Below are 18,063 nucleotides of genomic sequence, written 5' to 3' on the forward strand. Positions count from 1 at the left end.
GGCGCCGGGAGCGGGGGCCTGCCGGGGCGGTCTCAGCCCCCCGTGCTGGTGGGAGGCACCGTCGCGTCCTCCGGTGCCGCCGGGAAAAGCTGGAGCCGGTGGGCCAGCGCCGCCGCCTCGCCGCGGCCGGCGACGCCGAGCTTGCCGAGGATGTTGGAGACGTGCACGCTCGCCGTCTTCGGGGCGATGAAGAGTTCCTCGGCGATCTGGCGGTTGGTGCGCCCGGCGGTGACCAGGCGCAGGACGTCCCGCTCCCGGGAGGTCAGGCCGAGGGCCTCGGCGGGGTCGACCGGGCCGGTCGGGGCCGCGCCGGTGAGGGAGAGCCGGGCGCGCTGGGCGAGCTGGTCGACGGCCTCGGCGAGGGGGCGGGCGCCCAGGTGCTCGGCGACGGCACGGGCCTGCACGAGCAGCTCGGCGGCCCGGTCGCGGTCGGCGGCACTGGCGCCCCCGCCGGACGCCGCGTTCCCCGTGAGCAGCGACTCGGCGAGGCGGTGGCGGACGCGGGCGAGGTCGTAGGGGCGCTCCACGGGGCCGACGGCGGTGAGGACGGCCAGCCAGTCGTCGGGGGTGGCGTGGCCCTCGGCGCGCAGGAGTTCGGCGCGGACCCAGAGTGCGTACGCCTTCCAGACCGGGACGTTCGCGGGCAGGGCCTTGGCGGTGGTGCGGATGAGGTGCAGGGCCTCGGTGCGGCCAGGTCCGGCGACGGGCAGGCCGCGGGCGTCGGCCTCGGCGGTGGCGGCGGCGAGGAGCAGCGGCCAGCCGTAGCGCTGGGTGCCGGCCGGGAAGCCGGAGGCGACGGCCTGTTCGAGCGTGGCGCGGGCGTCGAGGATGCGGCCCTCGCCCGCGGCGATGCCGACGGCGACGCGGTGCTGCGGCAGGGCGTTCTGCGGCATCGGGTCGTGGGTGCCGAAGTGCTCGCGGGCCTCGGCGAGCCATCGGGCGGCCTCGGTGATCTCGCCGCGGGCCAGCGCCAGGTAGGCCAGGCGCAGGCAGGCGCCGCCGCGCGGCTTGACGTCCAGGCTCGCGCGGCGGGCCGATACGGCGGCCTCCTCCCAGCGGCCGAGGGCGTACAGCGACTCGGAGTGGTTGGCCCACATCCAGTGCTCGGACTCGATCAGGCCGTACCGCTGGGCGAGCGCGGTGCCCTCGTCGAGGAGTTCGACGGCCTCGCGGGAGCGGCCCGCGCCTTCGAGGACGGACGGCAGGTTGATGTAGGTGCGGCCGACCTGGCCGACGCCGCCGTTCGCGAGGACCTGCTCGCGGACGTCGTACAACTCGGCGAACCCGGCGTCGATGTCGCCCGCGTCGACCATCAGGCCGCCGAGGGTGAGGCGGGCGGTCAGCTCGATGTCGCGGGCGCCGACCATGCGGGCGTACTCCACGGCCCGTTCGGCGTTGGCAAAGGCCTCGGGGCCCGGCTCGTGCAGCATCGACCAGCCGGCGACCATGGCGAGCACCTCGGCGTGCACGACCGACGGCGGATGGCCGCGCACGAGGTCCTGGGCGGTGGCGAGTTCCTTCCAGCCGTCGCCGCGGGCGAGGGTCTGCACGAGGCGGGAGCGCTGCACCCAGAACCAGGCGGCGCGCAGCGCGTCCGGATCCGGCTCCTCCTCCAGGAGGCGCAGCGCCCGCTTGGTGATCTTCAGGGCGCGTTCGCGCTCGCCGCACAGACGGCCCGCGACGGCGGCCTCGGCCATCAGGTCGAGGTAGCGCAGCGGGGCGGTCTCGGGGTCGCAGCCGCAGGGCGGGTAGACCTCGGTGTAGTCGACGGGGCGCAGGCCGGCGCGGACGTCGTCCGGGGCCTCGTCCCACAGTTCCATCGCCCGCTCCAGGAGCCGCAGTTGCTCGGCGTAGGCGTGCCTGCGGCGGGCCTCGACGGAGGCGTTCAGGACGGCGGGCAGGGCCTTGGCGGCGTCGTGGGCGCAGTACCAGTAACTGGCGAGGCGGGTGGTGCGCTGGTCGGCGGCCACCAGCGACGGGTCGGCTTCCAGGGCGGTGGCGAAGCGGCGGTTGATGCGGGAGCGCTCGCCGGGCAGCAGGTCGTCGCCGACGGCCTCGCGCACCAGGGAGTGCCGGAAGCGGTAGCCGTCGCCGCCGGGCGAGGGGATCAGGATGTTGGCGCCGACGGCCGCGCGCAGCGCGTCGATCAGGTCGTCCTCGCCGAGCCCGGTGACCTCGGCGAGCAGGTCGTACTCGACGGTCGAGCCGCCCTCGGCGACGATCCGGGCCACCCGCTGGGCGTCCTCGGGCAGTTCCTCGACGCGTACGAGGAGCAGGTCGCGCAGCGAGTCGGTGAGGTTGGCGCAGCTGCTGCCGTGGGAGGCGACGGCCAGTTCCTCGACGAAGAAGGCGTTGCCGTCGGAGCGGTCGAAGATGTCGTCGACCAGCTTCGGTTCGGGCTCGGCGGCGAGGATCCCGGCCATCTGCCGCCCGACCTCGTCGCGGGTGAAGCGGCGCACCTCGACGCGGCGGACCGTGCGCAGCCGGTCGAGTTCGGCGAGCAGGGGGCGCAGCGGGTGGCGGCGGTGGATGTCGTCGGCGCGGTAGCTGGCGAGGACGACGAGGCGGCCGCGGCGCAGCGTGCGGAAGAGGTAGGACAGGAGGTGGCGGGTGGAGGCGTCGGCCCAGTGCAGGTCCTCGAGGGCGAGGACGACGGTGCGGTCGGCGGCGAGGGCCTCCAGGAGGCGGGCTGTCAGCTCGAAGAGCCGGGCCGTGGCCTCCTCGCCGTGCCGTCCGGAGGTGTCCGGGCGGGCCGCGGCGTCGCACAGCTCGGGCAGCAGCCGGGCCAGTTCCTCCTCCTGTCCTGCCGCGGCGGCGGCGAACTCGGCGGGGAGTTTCTGGCGGAGGGTGCGCAGGGCGGTCGAGAACGGGGCGAAGGGCAGCCCGTCGGCGCCGATCTCCACGCAGCCGCCGACGGCGACGACCGCGCCGCGCGCGCAGGCCGCGTGCGCGAACTCCTCCAGGAGCCGGGTCTTGCCGACGCCGGCCTCCCCGCCGAGCAGCAGCGCCTGCGGCTCGCCCGCGGGACCCGCCGCGGGGGCGGCGGCGCGGGCGAGCGCGTCGTTGAGTGCGCCCAGTTCGTCGGTCCGGCCGACGAACACCGGGCTGACTGACCTGGTCTCCACGGTCGTGAGCATGGCACAGAGCTGGGACTTTGTGGCAGCGGGTATCCCGGTGGGCGAGACCGGGGCGGTGCCGGGCGGCGTACGCGAGGTCGGCACGCTCGGCCCGTCACGCGGCGCGGGTGTACCGGTTCGTGGCCCGAGCCGGAATCACCCGCCCCCCGGTTTCGTGGCCGCCGCGGTTGCGGAGGGCCTTGCGGGCCTGCCGGGCCTCACGTACGAGGCGGCGCTGCTGGGCGGCCTCGGCGAGCTCGGCGGTGCGCAGCTGGTGCAGTTCGTACTCGAACATGTCGTTTCCCCTGGCTTCTCAGTGGTGTTCGCCGGAGCTCGGTGGTGCTTGGTGGTGCTTGGTGATGAGCTCGGCATCGCTTTCTGCGATGCCTCCACTTTCGTTCGCCAGGGGGGTGCGGCACATCGGGAGAGTGCCGCATCTTGGGGGTGGTGGGGGCCTTAGGCAGGGGGGTGGGGCAGGGGGCTAGTCGGGGGTGTGGCCTAGGTGGGGTCCTAGGGACCCGTGTGGGGGTCCTGGGGCTCGGGTCACGCGGAGGGCTCGGGGCCCGGCTCCGAGACCGGGAAGAGCACGGGACTCAGCAGGTACCGAGTGCGGCCGGGGGCGGGTTCGTGGTGGGTCCTGGCCAGGATCACGTCCCGCAGCTCGGTGACCATCTCGGTGAGTTCGTCCCGGGTGAGGCTGAGCGTGTACTGGCGGAAGCCGACCAGATCCGTGATCGGGTCGGCGCCGTCGCGGTCGAGGTACGTGTCGAACTCGGCGAGCAGCGCGGCCATGGCCACGGCGAAGGCACGGCGGTAGTCGTCCAGGGGCATCGCCGCGACGATGTCGGGGTCGATGACCGCGCGGGCGCGGTGCAGCCGGTAGTGCCGCTGCACGGAGCCGCGCACCCGCTCCTCCTGCGCCACCACGAGCAGCCCGCCGTCGGCCAGGATGCCGATGTGCCGGTACAGCGTGGCCTTCGAGATGTCGGGGAGCAGGGCGCACAGCTCGGAGGTCGTACGGGTGCGGCCGTCGTACATGACGTTCACTACGCGCATCCGCAAGGGGTGCAGGAGCAGATCAACCGTGTCCATGGGCCGATGATCTCACCCTTGAACCCCCACACCATCGAACGCCCGTGCCATTCACGCCTGTTGGCCGCGGGCTAACTCGTGGACGGCAGCCCCAGGATGATGTTCGTGTACTTGGCGATCGCCAGCAGCAGCCCGATCACGCCGAGCGCGACGCCCGCCCACGCCACCGACTTGATCCACGGCGCCTGTACGCGCCCCGGGTCGCCGAACACCGGGCGCAGCAGCACGCCCACGCCCGCGACCAGCGCCGCGAGCGCGAACAGGCCGCCGACCAGGGCCGTGGTCTTCCAGGAGTCGCCGTACACCTGCTGGACCTGCTCGGCCACGCCCGCGCTCTGCGAGGTCTTGAGCTGGCCGATGAGCGATTCGCGTGCGGACGCGACGGTCCCGAGCCAGCCGCCGGAGAGCCCGATGACGCCGAGCGCGGCGGCCACGACGGCGGCGGCGCCCTGGCCGACTCCGGCGGACGCGGCGGCCGAGGCGCCCACGGCAACCTCGTCGTCCTCGTCCTCGTCGAACTCGTCATCGTCCACGGCGCCTTCGGCCTCAGCCTCAGCCGCCGCGTCGGTCTCCGCGTCGGTCTTCGTGAGCACCGGACCCTTCCCGGCCTCCGCGCTCACCGCCTCGCCGTCGCCACCGCCGTCGCTCTCGGCGCCCTTGGCGTCCGCGACGCCCTCGGCACCCTTGAGCTCGGCCTCAGAGGTCTCTGCGGACTCGTCAACTGCCTTGGTTCCCATGCCCCGCACCGTACGGACGGAGTCTGAGAACTCCCTTACCGGGAGCGCCCGTTTCTGAGAGTCCCCTTAACGCCGGTCGCCCTCGGCCAGGCGGGCCGCGCGCGCCTCGCGCCACTCCGGCGCGAGCACCGACCACACCTCCATGTCGTGCCGGATCCCCTGCCAGGGGAAGGACTCCCGCAGCACCCCGTCCCGCACGAATCCGAGCCGCTCCGCCGCCTTCTTGCTGCGTTCGTTGAGCGAGGACACCAGCCACTCCACGCGGTGCATGCCGCGCTGGTCGACCGCCCAGTCGATGATGACGCGCGCCGCGTTGGTGATGAGCCCGCGCCCCACGGCGGACGGCTCCAGCCACACGCCGACCTCGCAGTACTCGAGACGGGCGTCGAAGATCCGGAAGAGCACCCCGCCGACGAGCGTCCCGTCGAGCCAGATCCCGTAGAACCGCCCGGTGTCGGCGGCCTGCCGCTCGGCGAAGTGCTGGAGGTGCGCCCGCGCCGACTCGACGTCCGTGACCTTCACGGTGAACGGAACCCAGGGGCCCGCGTACTCGCGCGCCCGCTCCACATGGGCCAGGAGCTCCTCGGCCTGCCACGGCTCGATGGGCCGCAGCTCGGCCCCTTCCCCCACGGATATCGCGAACATCCCCGTCGCTCCTCACGCGCTCCGACTACAGATCCACAAGGACCGCTGCGGGTCCACCAGGACCGCTACAGATCCTTCAGCGCGAGCGGGGCGTCCTCCCCCGCGCGCTGTCCGGGGATCGTCGCACGCACCCGCGATTCGGGCACCTCAATACTGATCCGGGGCAGCCAGCGGTCCAGGCGCTTGGGCAGCCACCAGTTGGCGCCGCCGAGCATGTGCATCAGCGCGGGCACCAGCAACGTACGCAGTACGAAGGCGTCGAGCGCGACGGCCGCGGCGAGCGCGATGCCGAACATCGCGATCACCCGGTCCCCGCTGAGCACGAACGCCAGGAAGACCGAAATCATGATCACGGCCGCGGAGTTGATCACGCGGCTGGTCTCGGCGAGGCCCACGCGGACGGCGACGCGGTTGTCGCCGGTCTCCAGCCACTCCTCGTACATCCTGCTGACCAGGAACACCTGGTAGTCCATGGAGAGGCCGAAGAGGACGGAGACCATGATGACCGGCAGGAAGGGCTCGATCGGCCCCGCCCGTCCCAGGCCCATCAGCTCGCTCCCCCAGCCCCACTGGAACACCGCCACCACCACGCCGAACGCCGCCGCCACGGCCGCCACGTTCATCACGGCGGCCTTGAGCGGGATCCCGACGGAGCGGAACGCGAGAAGGAGCAGGACGCAGCCGAGGCCGATGACGACGCCGACGAACAGCGGCAGCTTGCCGACGATGATCTCGGCGAAGTCGTCGTAGCCGGCCGTCACACCGCCGACGTGCACGTCGAGGGAGGTGCCGGTCTCGGCTCTGGGGAGCACGTCGGCGCGCAGCCGGTCGACCAGGTCGCTGGTCGCCTGGGACTGCGGGGCGGAGTCGGGCACGACGGTGAGGAAGGCGGCGCCGCCGCTTTCGTCGTACGTCACGGGGCTCACGGAGGCGACGCCCGGGGTGGACTGCAGGGTGCTGCCGAGGTTGTCGAGGGCGAGGCGGTCGGGGGCGCCGTTGACCTCGGTGACGAGGGTGAGGGGGCCGTTCACGCCGGGGCCGAAGCCGTCGGCGAGGAGGTCGTAGGCCTGCCGGGTGGTGGCGGTGGCCGGGTTGTTGCCCTGGTCGGAGGTGCCGAGGTGCAGGGAGAGGGTGGGGATGGCGAGCAGCGCGATCACGGCGACGGCGATGCCGCCGAGCAGCTTCGGGTGCCGCTCGACGAACGCGGACCAGCGGGCGGCGAGCCCGGTCGGCACCTCGGGCGCGGGGCCGCGCTCGGCCAGCTTGCGGCGCTCGCGGCGGCTGAGGGCGCGCGGGCCGATGAAGGAGAGCAGCGCGGGGAGCAGCGTCACCGACGCGGCGACCGTCAGGATCACGGTGAGTGACGCGGCGATGGCGACGCCGTTGAGGAAGCTCAGGCGCAGGATCAGCATGCCGAGCAGGGCGATGCAGACGGTGGCGCCCGCGAAGACGACGGCGCGGCCGGTGGTGGCCACGGCCCGCTCGGCGGCCTCGGCGACCGGCAGGCCACGTTTGAGGCCCTTGCGGTGCCGGGTCACGATGAACAGCGCGTAGTCGATGCCGACGCCGAGGCCGATGAGGGTGCCGAGCATGGGCGCGAAGTCGGCGACGGTCATGAAGTGGCCGAGCAGCACGATGCCCGCGTACGCCGTGCCGACGGAGACGACGGCGGTGGCGATGGGCAGGAGCGAGGCGGCCAGCGAGCCGAAGGCCAGGAAGAGCACGACGGCGGCGACGGCGACGCCGACGATCTCGGCGGTCTTGGCGCTCTTGGACTCGGTGAGTCCGATCGCGGTGCCGCCGAGTTCGATGTCCAGGCCGTCGCTCTCGGCGGCCTTCGCGGTGTCGACGACGGCCTGGGCCTGGGTCTGGTCGACGGAGTCGCTCTGCTCACGGAAGGTGACGGTCGCGTACGCGGTGCGGCCGTCCTCGCTGATCTGCGTGGCGCCCTCGTCGGCGTACGGACTGGTGACGGAGGCGACGCCGGGCAGATCCGCGATTCTGTCGAGGGTCTCGGTCATCGTCTGCTCGACAGCGGCGGAGCGGACCTTCTCGTCCGCGCCGGTGTGCCAGACGACGGTGTCGCTGTCGCCGCCGAGGTCGGGGAAGCCCTCGCCCAGGAGCTTGGTGGCGCGGTCGGACTCGGTGCCGGGCACTTCGTAGTTGTTCGAGTACGCGGAGCCGACCGCAGCGGCCGCGGCCGCCGTGCCGCCGAGTGCGAGGAGCCAGAGCAGTACGGCGACTAGGCGGTGCCGGACGCACCACCGGGCGAGTGCTGCCACGGACTGGCTCCCTGAATGATTCGTGGATCTTCAGCGGGAGCAGCCGGGAAGCGTCGGAGTGACCCGTAAAGAACACATGAGGAACGTGCGGGGGGAAATGGATCATGATCATCGCTTATGCGGCGACATGGCCCATACGCAGACACTCTGGCAGCCCCCGGAGATCCTTGGCCCCTTTCGTGGCCTTACTCACAAGATCACAAGCGGCACCGCAGAGGGCTTCGAGGCTCGCGTTGCCCTCTGCGGCACAGGCGTCCCGGCCGCCACGGAATGACAGCCCGGACGCCCCGGACGTACCGGTCAGCCCGAGACGCTCGCGCGTCCGTTCTCGATGTGCCCCATCAGGCGCCGCCGGAAGGTCTTGTCGCCCTCGGCGGTGACCTCGATGTCGTACCAGCCGCGCTCGTCGCCCGTCTGCCAGGCGATGGTGCGGCTGCTTCCTGCCTTGATCCGAACCGTGCGGGTGCGCCGCCGGACGTCGGCTTCCTCCACGTATCCGAGCGGCTTGACCGTGAAGACGAGCTGTCCCTTGCCCCGGTTGGCCAGCGTCAGATGGATCTCGCGCCGGGTGATCGCCGAGGAGAGGGCGGCCGCGCCTTCCCTCTTTCCTACGAACTCGCGGCGGAATCCGTTCGGCCCGGTGACCGTGAAGTGATAGGCGTCACTCTGCTCGGGCAGGATCCAGGAGCCGTCGTGCGGCACGTCCTGGTGCTGCGGAACGGGGAACTCCGCCGCGTACGGGTACAGCGCGAAGTGCGCGCTGCGCCGCCCGCCGTTGCGCAGCCGCACCTTCAGGGTGCCGTCCTTGGTGCGCTTGAGGTCGGCGTCCGGCTGGTAGGGCAGCGGGCGGGCCCGGCGCACGCCCGGCTCCTGCTCGGGCATCGACTGCTTCTCCGGCGGCATCGGCTGCCAGCGCCCGCTGAACACCGGGATGGTGCCGGGCTGCTCGACCTCGGGCTGGCGGTGGCCGCGGTGGAAGTCGAAGGCGCTGGTGAGATCGCCGACGACCGTGCGGCGCCAGCGGCCGATGTTGGGCTCGCGCACGCCCGTCCACTTCTCCAGGAAACGTACGACGGAGGTGTGGTCGAAGACCTCGGAGCAGACGTAGCCGCCGACGGTCCACGGCGAGACGACCAGCATCGGCACCCGCGCGCCGAGCCCGGTCGGCCGCCCCTGCCAGCGCTCCTCCTGCTCCTCGGCCGAGTCCCCGCCCGGCACGGGCGGCGGGACGTGGTCGAAGAAGCCGTCGTTCTCGTCGTAGTTGATGAAGACGGCGGTACGCCGCCACACCTCGGGGTGCGAGGCCAGCGCGTCCAGGACCTTGTAGACGATGGTGGCGCTGTGCACCGGCGAGGACACCGACGGGTGCTCGGAGTCCAGGGCGGACGGCACCAGATAGCTGACCTTGGCCAGCTTGCCGCGCGCGACGTCCTTGGCGAACCGGTCGGCCAACGTGCCGGTGGGCACCCGGCGAAGCCCCCGCTCGAACAGCGACCGCTCCCGCTTGCTGAGCGTCTTGACGCCCTCGTCGAGCGCGGCGAGCAGCTTGGCCCGCGTGGCCTCGTCCTTGGCGTCCCGCACCTTGGCGTAGAAGGCCTCCATGAAGGTGTCCCCGGTCTTGGCCAGGACCTTCCGCGCGATCGCCTTGAAGGTGGTGAAGAACTCGATCTGGTTGTCGGTGAAGTTCTCCCACTCGGTGTACGTCTGCCAGCTGACCCCGGCCTTCTCCAGGCGCTCCGCGTACGTCCCCCAGTCGTAGCCGGGGTGCGTGCCCTCGTCGTACGCGTCGTTCTCGACGGCACGCTTGCCGCTCGCCTCGAAGCCCGTCCTACCGCTCCACAGGTGGTTGCGGTTGGGGCTGGTGGAGGTGTGGATGGAGGAGTGGTAGGCGTCGCAGACGGTGAAGGTGTCGGCGAGCTCGTAGTGCAGCGGGATGTCCTCGCGCGTGTAGTACGCCATCGTGGCCGCGGTCTTCGCGGTGATCCAGCCGTCCATCCAGCCGTCGTGCCAGGCCTTGGCGCCGCCGCTCCAGGAGTGGTCGAGGGCGCCGATGTACTGCAGGTCCTTGTGCTGCGCGGCCGCGGCCTCGCGGACCGGGAAGGGCAGCACGGAGCGCAGCGGACCGGGCTGCTCGAACACGCTCTTGCCGCCGGGCAGTTGGATCGCGTTGCGGTCGGAGAAGCCGCGCACACCGCGCAGCGTCCCGAAATAGTGGTCGAAGGACCGGTTCTCCTGCATCAGGATCACCACGTGCTCGACCGCGTCGAGCCCGCCCTTCGGCGGCTCCTTGGCGAGCGCCTCCTGAAGCGAGGGCGGCAGGAACGACCCCACCGCGGCAGCCCCCAGGGCGCCGCCGCCCACAGCCATCAGCCGTCTGCGCGATATCTCCGCTGCCACGCCCAACCTCCAGTCGAAACCCAATGGTTGCCTCGTGGTCCATTGGTCTGCTGAGCTGGGACGGTAGTGACTTCCGGTATCTCTGGGAAGGCCGAGGCCCGAAGTCGCGATGAACGTCCCGAAGTTGCCGTGGAGGTTCCGGCCACGCAAAAGGGGCGCCGCACCGGATCGGTACAGCGCCCCTTTACGTCCGGGAAGAACCCGGCGTCAGCCCTCGACGCCCAGCTGCTCCAGGATCAGTTCCTTCACGCGGGCCGCGTCGGCCTGGCCGCGGGTGGCCTTCATGACCGCGCCGACCAGGGCGCCGGCCGCCGCCACCTTGCCGCCGCGGATCTTGTCCGCGATGGCCGGGTTGCCGGCGATGGCCTCCTCGACGGCCGCCGTCAGCGCGCCCTCGTCCGAGACGACCTTCAGGCCGCGCTTCTCGACGACCTCGTCGGGCGTGCCCTCGCCCTTGAGGACGCCGTCGATGACCTGGCGGGCCAGCTTGTCGTTCAGCTCACCGGCGGTGACCAGGGCCGAGACCCGGGCCACGTGCTCCGGCGTGATCGGCAGCGAACCGAGGTCCACGGCCTGCTCGTTGGCGTTGCGCGCCAGCTCGCCCATCCACCACTTGCGGGCGGAGACGGCGTCCGCGCCCGCGTTGATCGTGGCGACGATCGGGCCGATGGCACCGGCGTTGAGGATCGACTGCATGTCGTGGGCGGACACGCCCCACTCCTCGCGCAGCCGGTTCCGCTGGGCCAGCGGCAGCTCCGGCAGCTCCGCGCGGAGCGCCTCGACCCACTCGCGGGACGGGGCAACCGGCACCAGGTCGGGCTCGGGGAAGTAGCGGTAGTCCTCCGCCTCCTCCTTGACCCGGCCGGACGTCGTGGAGCCGTCCTCCTCGTGGAAGTGCCGGGTCTCCTGGATGATCGTCCCGCCGGCGCCGAGGACGGCCGCGTGGCGCTGGATCTCGTACCGGGCGGCCCGCTCCACGGAGCGCAGCGAGTTGACGTTCTTCGTCTCGGAGCGCGTGCCGAACTTCTGCCGCCCGTGCGGGCGCAGCGAGAGGTTCACGTCGCAGCGCATCTGGCCCTGCTCCATCCGGGCCTCGGACACGCCGAGGGCCTTGATGAGCTCGCGCAGCTCGGCGACGTACGCCTTGGCGACCTCGGGAGCCCGCTCGCCCGCGCCCTCGATCGGCTTGGTGACGATCTCGATGAGCGGGATGCCCGCGCGGTTGTAGTCGAGCAGGGAGTGCGAGGCGCCGTGGATGCGGCCGGTGGCGCCGCCGACGTGCAGCGACTTGCCGGTGTCCTCCTCCATGTGGGCGCGCTCGATCTCCACGCGGAAGACCTCGCCGTCCTCCAGCTGGACGTCCAGATAGCCGTTGAAGGCGATCGGCTCGTCGTACTGAGAGGTCTGGAAGTTCTTCGGCATGTCCGGATAGAAGTAGTTCTTCCGGGCGAAGCGGCACCACTCGGCGATCTCGCAGTGCAGCGCGAGACCGATCTTGATGGCGGACTCCACGCCGATCTCGTTGACGACCGGCAGGGCGCCGGGCAGGCCGAGACAGGTGGGGCAGGTCTGCGTGTTGGCGTCCGCGCCGAGCGTGGTCGAACAGCCGCAGAACATCTTCGTCTTGGTGCCGAGCTCGACATGGACCTCAAGGCCCATGACCGGGTCGTACGTCGCGAGCGCGTCCTCGTACGGCACCAGATCGGGGGTGGTCGTGACAGTCACGGTGTTGGAACTTCCCTCTCAGCCGAGCAGAACGTCGTCGTCGCCGATGCGCTTGAGCTCGCGCACCAGCAGGGCGATGCCCGTGACGATGGCGGCGGCGGAGACGACCGCGTCGACGAGCTTGAGCGTGTCGTGCTCGGCACGGGCCTTCTTGACCTGCTTGAACGTGCTGAGCGCGCCGAACGCGGTGGTGCCGATGGACAGATACGTGCCGGTCTTGGACTTCTTGAAGCCCTTGGCCTTGGCCAGTTTGCTCGATGGCTTGCTGCTCACAGCGACGGTGCCTCCTCCAACAGCGGGTGACCCCACTTTTCCATGAAGGCGGCCTCTACGGCTGCGCCCACCTTGTAAAGGCGGTCGTCCTTCATGGCGGGAGCGATGATCTGGAGCCCGACCGGCAGGCCGTCCTCCGGCGCGAGGCCGCAGGGCAGCGACATGGCGGCGTTGCCCGCCAGGTTGGTCGGGATGGTGCACAGGTCCGCGAGGTACATCGCCATCGGGTCGTCGGCGCGCTCGCCGATCGGGAAGGCGGTGGTGGGCGTGGTCGGCGAGACGATCACGTCGACCTGCTCGAAGGCCTTCTCGAAGTCGCGCGTGATGAGCGTGCGGACCTTCTGGGCGCTGCCGTAGTACGCGTCGTAGTAGCCGGAGCTGAGCGCGTACGTACCGAGCATCACGCGGCGCTTGACCTCGTCGCCGAAGCCGGCCTCGCGGGTGAGCGCGGTGACGTCCTCGGCGGACTTGGTGCCGTCGTCGCCGACGCGCAGGCCGTAGCGCATGGCGTCGAAGCGGGCCAGGTTCGAGGAGCACTCGGACGGCGCGATCAGGTAGTACGCCGACAGGCCCAGGTCGAAGGACGGGCAGTCGATCTCGACGACCTCGGCGCCGAGGGACTTGAGCAGCTCGACGGACTCGTCGAAGCGCTGCATCACACCGGCCTGGTAGTGCTCGCCGCGGAACTGCTTGACGACGCCGACGCGCATGCCCTGGACCGAGCCGTTGCGGGCGGCCTCGACGACCGCCGGGACCGGGGCGTCGATGGACGTCGAGTCCAGCGGGTCGTGACCGGCGATGACCTCGTGCAGGAGGGCCGCGTCCAGGACCGTGCGGGCACAGGGGCCGCCCTGGTCCAGGGAGGACGAGAACGCCACCATGCCGTACCGCGAGACACCGCCGTACGTCGGCTTGACGCCGACCGTGCCGGTGACGGCGGCGGGCTGGCGGATGGAGCCGCCGGTGTCCGTGCCGATGGCGAGCGGGGCCTCGTACGACGCCAGGGAGGCGGAGGAGCCGCCGCCGGAGCCGCCGGGGATGCGGGTGAGGTCCCACGGGTTGCCCGTCGGGCCGTACGCGCTGTTCTCGGTCGAGGACCCCATGGCGAACTCGTCCATGTTGGTCTTGCCGAGGATGACGACGTCGGCGGCCTTGAGGCGCTTGGTGACGGTGGCGTCGTACGGCGGGATCCAGCCCTCGAGGATCTTCGAACCGACGGTCGTCGGCACGCCCTCGGTGGTGAAGATGTCCTTGAGCGCGAGCGGCACACCGGCGAGCGGGCCGAGCTTCTCGCCCCGCGCGCGCTTCTCGTCCACGGCGCGGGCCTGCGCGAGCGCGCCCTCACGGTCGACGTGCAGGAAGGCGTGCACCTTCTCGTCCACGGCCTCGATGCGGGCCAGGTGGGCCTCGGTGACCTCGACGGCGGTGAGCACGCCGGAGGCGATGTTCTCGGCGATCTCGGCAGCGGTGAGCTTGATGATGTGGTTCTGGTCCGTCATGACTTCTTAGTCCTCCCCCAGGATCTGCGGCACCTTGAAACGCTGCTGCTCCTGTGCCGGGGCTCCGGAGAGCGCCTGCTCGGGGGTGAGCGACGGACGGACCTCGTCCGCGCGCATGACGTTCGTCAGCGGCAGCGGGTGCGAGGTCGGCGGTACGTCTTGGTCGGCGACCTCCGAGACGCGGGCGACCGCGCCGATGATGTCGTCGAGCTGTCCGGCGAAGTGGTCGAGCTCCTCGGCCTTCAGCTCCAGACGTGCAAGGCGGGCGAGGTGGGCGACCTCCTCGCGCGTGATGCCAGGCATGCGGCGATCCTCAGGGGTGAGTGTGATGGTTTCGCCCCCAATCCTATGGGGCGGGCCGCGCTGCCCGCGCACGACTTCTTCCCGGGGCCGTTCAGCCACCCGGCGCACCCCTCCCCGCTCCCCCGGTGATTCCCCGGTCCGCGCCCGGTGAGCTGCGCGGACGGGGTGCGGGCGAGGGCCAAGGATGCCCCGCATGGGACTGCGAATCGATGCCCTCAGGGGACTGCGTCCGATGCCGCGCACGCAACCGTCCGGCCGTCGGGCCCGCACGCTGGGAGTGCCGCTGGTCGGCGCCCTCGTGCTCGCCGCGTCGCTCGTCGTGTGGTGGTACGTCGTGACGGACCCGACGTACGCCGCGCACCGGCGCCCGGCCGATCTGAGCGTGTACCTGGACGCGGCGGGCGCCTCGGGCGCGGCCGGTCCCGCGGGGGTGGCGGACCACGAGCTGTACGAGCGGAAGTTCGGCATCCACGGGCTGCCGTACCTGTATCCGCCGTTCGCACTGCTTCCGTTCCGGGCGCTCGCCGGGCTCGACCTGACCACGGCGGCGCGGATCGTCGCGGGGGTCTCGGTCGCCGCGCTGGTGCTCGCCGCGCTGGCTGCGGCGCGGATGGCGGGGCGGCGGCTCGGCCCGGTCACCGCCGGGTGCGCGCTCGCCGTCGCGGGCGTCGCGCTGTGGACCGAACCGATCCTGCAGAACCTGGACTTCGGCCAGGTGAACCTCATTCTGCTCGCGCTGGTCCTGACCGACCTCGCCACCGACGACCGGCGGCCGTGGAAGGGGCTGGGCATCGGGCTCGCGGCGGGTCTGAAGCTGACGCCCGCGCTGTTCATCGTGTACCTGCTGCTCACCCGGCGGTTCCGGGCTGCCGGGCTTGCGACGGCGGCGTTCGCGGGCACGGTGCTCGCGGGCTGGATGGCGCTGCCGGGGGCGTCGGCGGACTTCTGGGGCGGGGCGCTCGCCGGCAGTCCGGGCGGGCGCGACTATCTGGCGAACCAGTCGCTCAACGGGGTCTTCGTACGGCTCGGCTTCGGCGGCGAGGGGGTCGGCGGGCCGTGGTGGGGCGCGGCCTGCGGGCTGCTCGCCGTGGCCGGGCTCGGCGCCGCGGCGGTGGCCTCGCGGCGGGGGCGGGAGCTGGTGGCGGTCTGCGTGGTGGGGGCGCTGACACTGCTGTGCTCGCCGCTGTCGTGGACCCACCACTGGGTGTGGATCGTGCCTGCCCTGGTGCTCGCGGCCGACGCGGCGGCCCGGCGACACACGGTCAGGCCCTGGTGGTGGGTGGCTGGCCTGTTCACGCTGTTCGCGGCGTGGCCGATCCGCATCGACGGCTTCGGCACCTGGGACCCGTCCAGACCGCTGCTCCCCTACGGACTCCTCTGGTACACGCCCCACTGGCACCGCGAACAGCAGTGGGACCCGTTCCATTTCGTCTCGGGGAACTTCTACGTGTGGCTCGGTCTGGGGTACGTGGTGTGGGCGGCGTGGGTGTTCGGGGCGCTGGGGTCCCGGGGTACGCGTGGGGCTCGGGCGCCCAAGGCCGACGTGGCCCAGGTGCCGGCACCCGGGCCGAAGGTCGGCGTAAAGGTGGCGCCCTAAAGGGGCGCAGGGCCCTGACACATGCGGCTCCGCCGCGCGGGCGCGACCAGCCACAGCGGACCCGCAGACGCAACACTGCCGGTGAGCCCCCCTCCCCGCGGAGCGGCAGGCCGGCGCAGCCGGCGGGGCTAAGGCACCACCCGGGTGGGCGAAGTCGGAGCCGCGTCAGGGGCGGCCGGCCCGGGGGCCGGGGCCGGGGGCGGGGCGGAGGCCGCGGCCAGGTCCAGGTCAACCTGCCGATGCCACCCGCTCTCACCACGCGTACGCAACCACGCAGTGGTCTCGCTCGGCGGCATCGCGGCGGCCACCAGCCAGCCCTGCACGGCGTCGCACCCCAGGTCCCGCAGGCGCTCCCAGGTCTCGTCGTCCTCGACGCCCTCGGCGACGACGAGCAGGCCGAGGGAGTGCGCGAGGTCGACCGTGCAGCGCACGATCTCCGCGTCCTCGTTGTCGACGGCGAGCCGGGCCACGAAGGACCGGTCGATCTTCAGCTCGCTGACGGGCAGCCGGCGCAGGTGCACCAGCGAGGAGTAGCCCGTGCCGAAGTCGTCGAGGGACATCTTCACGCCGTGCCCGGTGAGCCCGGCGAGGGTGTCGGCGGCGCGCTGCGGGTCCTCCAGGAGGACGTGTTCCGTTATTTCCAACTGGAGCGCTCCCGCGGGTACGCCGTGGCGGGCCAGGCGCGCGGCGACCGCGCCCGCGAAGCCGGGGGTGTGCACGTCGCGCGGCGACACGTTCACCGCGACCGGGACGTTCAGGCCCTGCTTGCGCCAGCGCGCCACCTGGGCGAGGGCGGACTCCAGGACGTACTCCGTCAGATGCGGCATGAGGCCGGACGACTCGGCGATGGCGATGAACTCGTCCGGCGGCACCTTGCCGCGCTCCGGGTGCACCCAGCGCACCAGCGCCTCCAGGCCCGCCACCTGGCCGTCGAAGCGGACCTTCGGCTGGTAGTGCAGCTCCACGTCGCCCGCGTCCAGGGCGCGGCGCAGGTCGCCCAGGAGGCCGAGCCGGTCGGGGGTGTTGGAGTCCCGCTTGGACTCGTACACCTCGACGCCCGTGCGATCCCGCTTGGCCTGGTACATCGCCACGTCGGCGCGGCGGAGCAGGCCCTCCGCGTCGAGCGCGTGGTCGGGGAAGACGGCGAGGCCCGCGCTGGCCTCCAGGACGAGGGTGAGGCCGTCCAGGTCGAGGGGCGAGCCGAGGGCGGCGACCAGGGAGCGGGCGACGCGCGTGGCCGACGTCGTGGAGTCGGCCACCGGGAGCAGCACCGCGAACTCGTCGCCGCCGAGCCGGGCCGCCTCCGCGCCGCGCGGCAGCGCGAGCCGCAGCCGGTCGGCGATCTGCAACAGCAGCCGGTCACCCGCGAGATGGCCCAGGGTGTCGTTGACCGAGCGGAAACGGTCCATGTCGATCAGCATCAGGGCGGAGCGCGCGCCGATGCGCTCGGCGTCGTCCAGTGCCGTCCACGTCCGCTCCAGGAGCCACTGCCGGTTGGGCAGCCCGGTCAGCGGGTCGCGGAGCTGCTCCTCGGCTCTGGCCCGCGCGATCCACAGCGTGGAGTCCAGGGCGACGAGCGGGATCGTGAACAGGGGCAGGAGCAGCGGCAGCGACATCGCGACGACGCAGATCAGCGGGGCGATGCCGAGCAGCGCCACGCCGAGCAGGCTCTGCCTGACCAGGGCGGTGCGGGTGACGGTGGGCAGCGCACCGGTGCGCGGGGCGTGCACGTACCAGAGCAGGACGCGGGTGACGGCGAGGTAGGCGACGGCGACGAGGGCGACCTCGGGGGCCGTGTAGAGGTCCCAACTCTCCGGGTTCCAGGGCGCGTCGGCGGCCGGCGCGGTGCCGAACGCGGCGAGCGTGAGCGCGCCCGCGCCGATGCCGAGGATGTCCACGGCGCCGTGCAGCACACCTTGTCGCCAGCGGTGGCGGCGGGCGACGCCGACGAGCACGACGACGGTGAGGCTGACCATGCCCGCGGGCATCCAGCCGTACAGCAGCAGTACGGCCACGGTCAGCGCGCCGCCGGAGCCCGTGCCGCCCCACCAGCGGTCGCGGCCGAGCGCGACGAGGTGGCCGACGATGAGGCCGGTGAGGACGGCGAGTGACCAGCCGACCGTGCCGGACGGGAAGAGCGGGTGGCCGCCGGTGAAGGCGTGGAAGAAGCCGGTGCCGAGGACGACGGCGGCCGCGGCGACGACGGCCGCGGGCAGCAACTGCCAACTCCCGCGCCCGGCCTCGTCGTCGGCCCCGTCGACCCCGGTCCCGTCGAGCCCCTGGCCCCGCACGTCCGCGCCCAACGGGTCGCGCAGGGGGTCGCCCCCGCGCCCGCCGCTGCCGCGCCAGAGCCCGCGCCGTGCTCCGCCTCCCGCGGGGTCGCCCCCGGCGCCGGTG

At 72.4% G+C, this 18,063-nt stretch carries 13 protein-coding genes; 1 reads left to right on the plus strand and 12 read right to left on the minus strand.

From position 1 onward, the window contains the following. Nucleotides 1–32 precede the first annotated feature (32 nt). The 11 genes from IEY91_RS36675 to gatC form a co-directional block, all read right to left on the minus strand. Nucleotides 33–3,137 carry a helix-turn-helix transcriptional regulator gene (locus IEY91_RS36675; protein WP_164320298.1) on the minus strand — a complete coding sequence of 1,035 codons (3,105 nt, stop codon included), beginning with the start codon at nt 3,135–3,137 and terminating at the stop codon, nt 33–35. Nucleotides 3,138–3,231: 94 nt separating this feature from the next. Beyond that, the gene (locus IEY91_RS36680; RefSeq protein ID WP_164320300.1) at nt 3,232–3,411 is read right to left on the minus strand and encodes a hypothetical protein; all 180 of its coding nucleotides are present in this window, start codon (nt 3,409–3,411) and stop codon (nt 3,232–3,234) included. Nucleotides 3,412–3,659: 248 nt separating this feature from the next. After that, on the minus strand, nt 3,660–4,208 hold the full coding sequence (locus tag IEY91_RS36685) for a helix-turn-helix domain-containing protein (RefSeq protein WP_189177240.1): 549 nt from the start codon (nt 4,206–4,208) through the stop codon (nt 3,660–3,662). A gap of 71 nt (nt 4,209–4,279) precedes the next feature. Further along, nucleotides 4,280–4,945, minus strand: coding sequence for a hypothetical protein (locus tag IEY91_RS36690; RefSeq protein ID WP_164320304.1), 666 nt, complete (start codon nt 4,943–4,945; stop codon nt 4,280–4,282). A gap of 66 nt (nt 4,946–5,011) precedes the next feature. Further along, nucleotides 5,012–5,590 carry a GNAT family N-acetyltransferase gene (locus IEY91_RS36695; RefSeq protein ID WP_189177241.1) on the minus strand — a complete coding sequence of 193 codons (579 nt, stop codon included), beginning with the start codon at nt 5,588–5,590 and terminating at the stop codon, nt 5,012–5,014. 65 nt (nt 5,591–5,655) lie between these two features. Next, the gene (locus IEY91_RS36700) at nt 5,656–7,872 is read right to left on the minus strand and encodes an MMPL family transporter (RefSeq protein ID WP_164320308.1); all 2,217 of its coding nucleotides are present in this window, start codon (nt 7,870–7,872) and stop codon (nt 5,656–5,658) included. 300 nt (nt 7,873–8,172) lie between these two features. Next, nucleotides 8,173–10,269 carry a phosphocholine-specific phospholipase C gene (locus tag IEY91_RS36705; RefSeq protein ID WP_189177242.1) on the minus strand — a complete coding sequence of 699 codons (2,097 nt, stop codon included), beginning with the start codon at nt 10,267–10,269 and terminating at the stop codon, nt 8,173–8,175. A gap of 207 nt (nt 10,270–10,476) precedes the next feature. Continuing rightward, nucleotides 10,477–11,994, minus strand: coding sequence for an Asp-tRNA(Asn)/Glu-tRNA(Gln) amidotransferase subunit GatB (gene gatB / locus IEY91_RS36710; RefSeq protein ID WP_164320313.1), 1,518 nt, complete (start codon nt 11,992–11,994; stop codon nt 10,477–10,479). Nucleotides 11,995–12,012: 18 nt separating this feature from the next. After that, a complete protein-coding gene (locus IEY91_RS36715; RefSeq protein ID WP_164320316.1) occupies nt 12,013–12,267 on the minus strand; it encodes a hypothetical protein in 255 nt (84 codons plus the stop codon). After that, nucleotides 12,264–13,766: an Asp-tRNA(Asn)/Glu-tRNA(Gln) amidotransferase subunit GatA gene (gatA, locus tag IEY91_RS36720; protein ID WP_189177243.1), complete on the minus strand. Its 1,503-nt coding sequence runs from the start codon at nt 13,764–13,766 to the stop codon at nt 12,264–12,266. Before gatA ends, IEY91_RS36715 begins: the two co-directional genes overlap by 4 nt. A gap of 6 nt (nt 13,767–13,772) precedes the next feature. Then, nucleotides 13,773–14,069 carry an Asp-tRNA(Asn)/Glu-tRNA(Gln) amidotransferase subunit GatC gene (gene gatC / locus IEY91_RS36725; RefSeq protein ID WP_010984178.1) on the minus strand — a complete coding sequence of 99 codons (297 nt, stop codon included), beginning with the start codon at nt 14,067–14,069 and terminating at the stop codon, nt 13,773–13,775. A gap of 193 nt (nt 14,070–14,262) precedes the next feature. Between gatC and IEY91_RS36730 the strand changes: the two genes are divergently transcribed. After that, nucleotides 14,263–15,666, plus strand: a complete 1,404-nt coding sequence (locus IEY91_RS36730; RefSeq protein WP_189177244.1) for a glycosyltransferase family 87 protein — start codon at nt 14,263–14,265, stop codon at nt 15,664–15,666. Between the two features lie 128 nt (nt 15,667–15,794). Here IEY91_RS36730 and IEY91_RS36735 read toward each other — a convergent pair whose 3' ends face one another. Beyond that, entirely contained in the window at nt 15,795–17,885 is a 2,091-nt protein-coding gene (locus IEY91_RS36735) for a putative bifunctional diguanylate cyclase/phosphodiesterase (protein ID WP_381355433.1), read from the minus strand. Nucleotides 17,886–18,063: the final 178 nt, after the last annotated feature.

Origin of the sequence: Streptomyces lasiicapitis (assembly GCF_014646335.1) — a bacterium.
GTDB lineage: Bacteria > Actinomycetota > Actinomycetes > Streptomycetales > Streptomycetaceae > Streptomyces > Streptomyces lasiicapitis.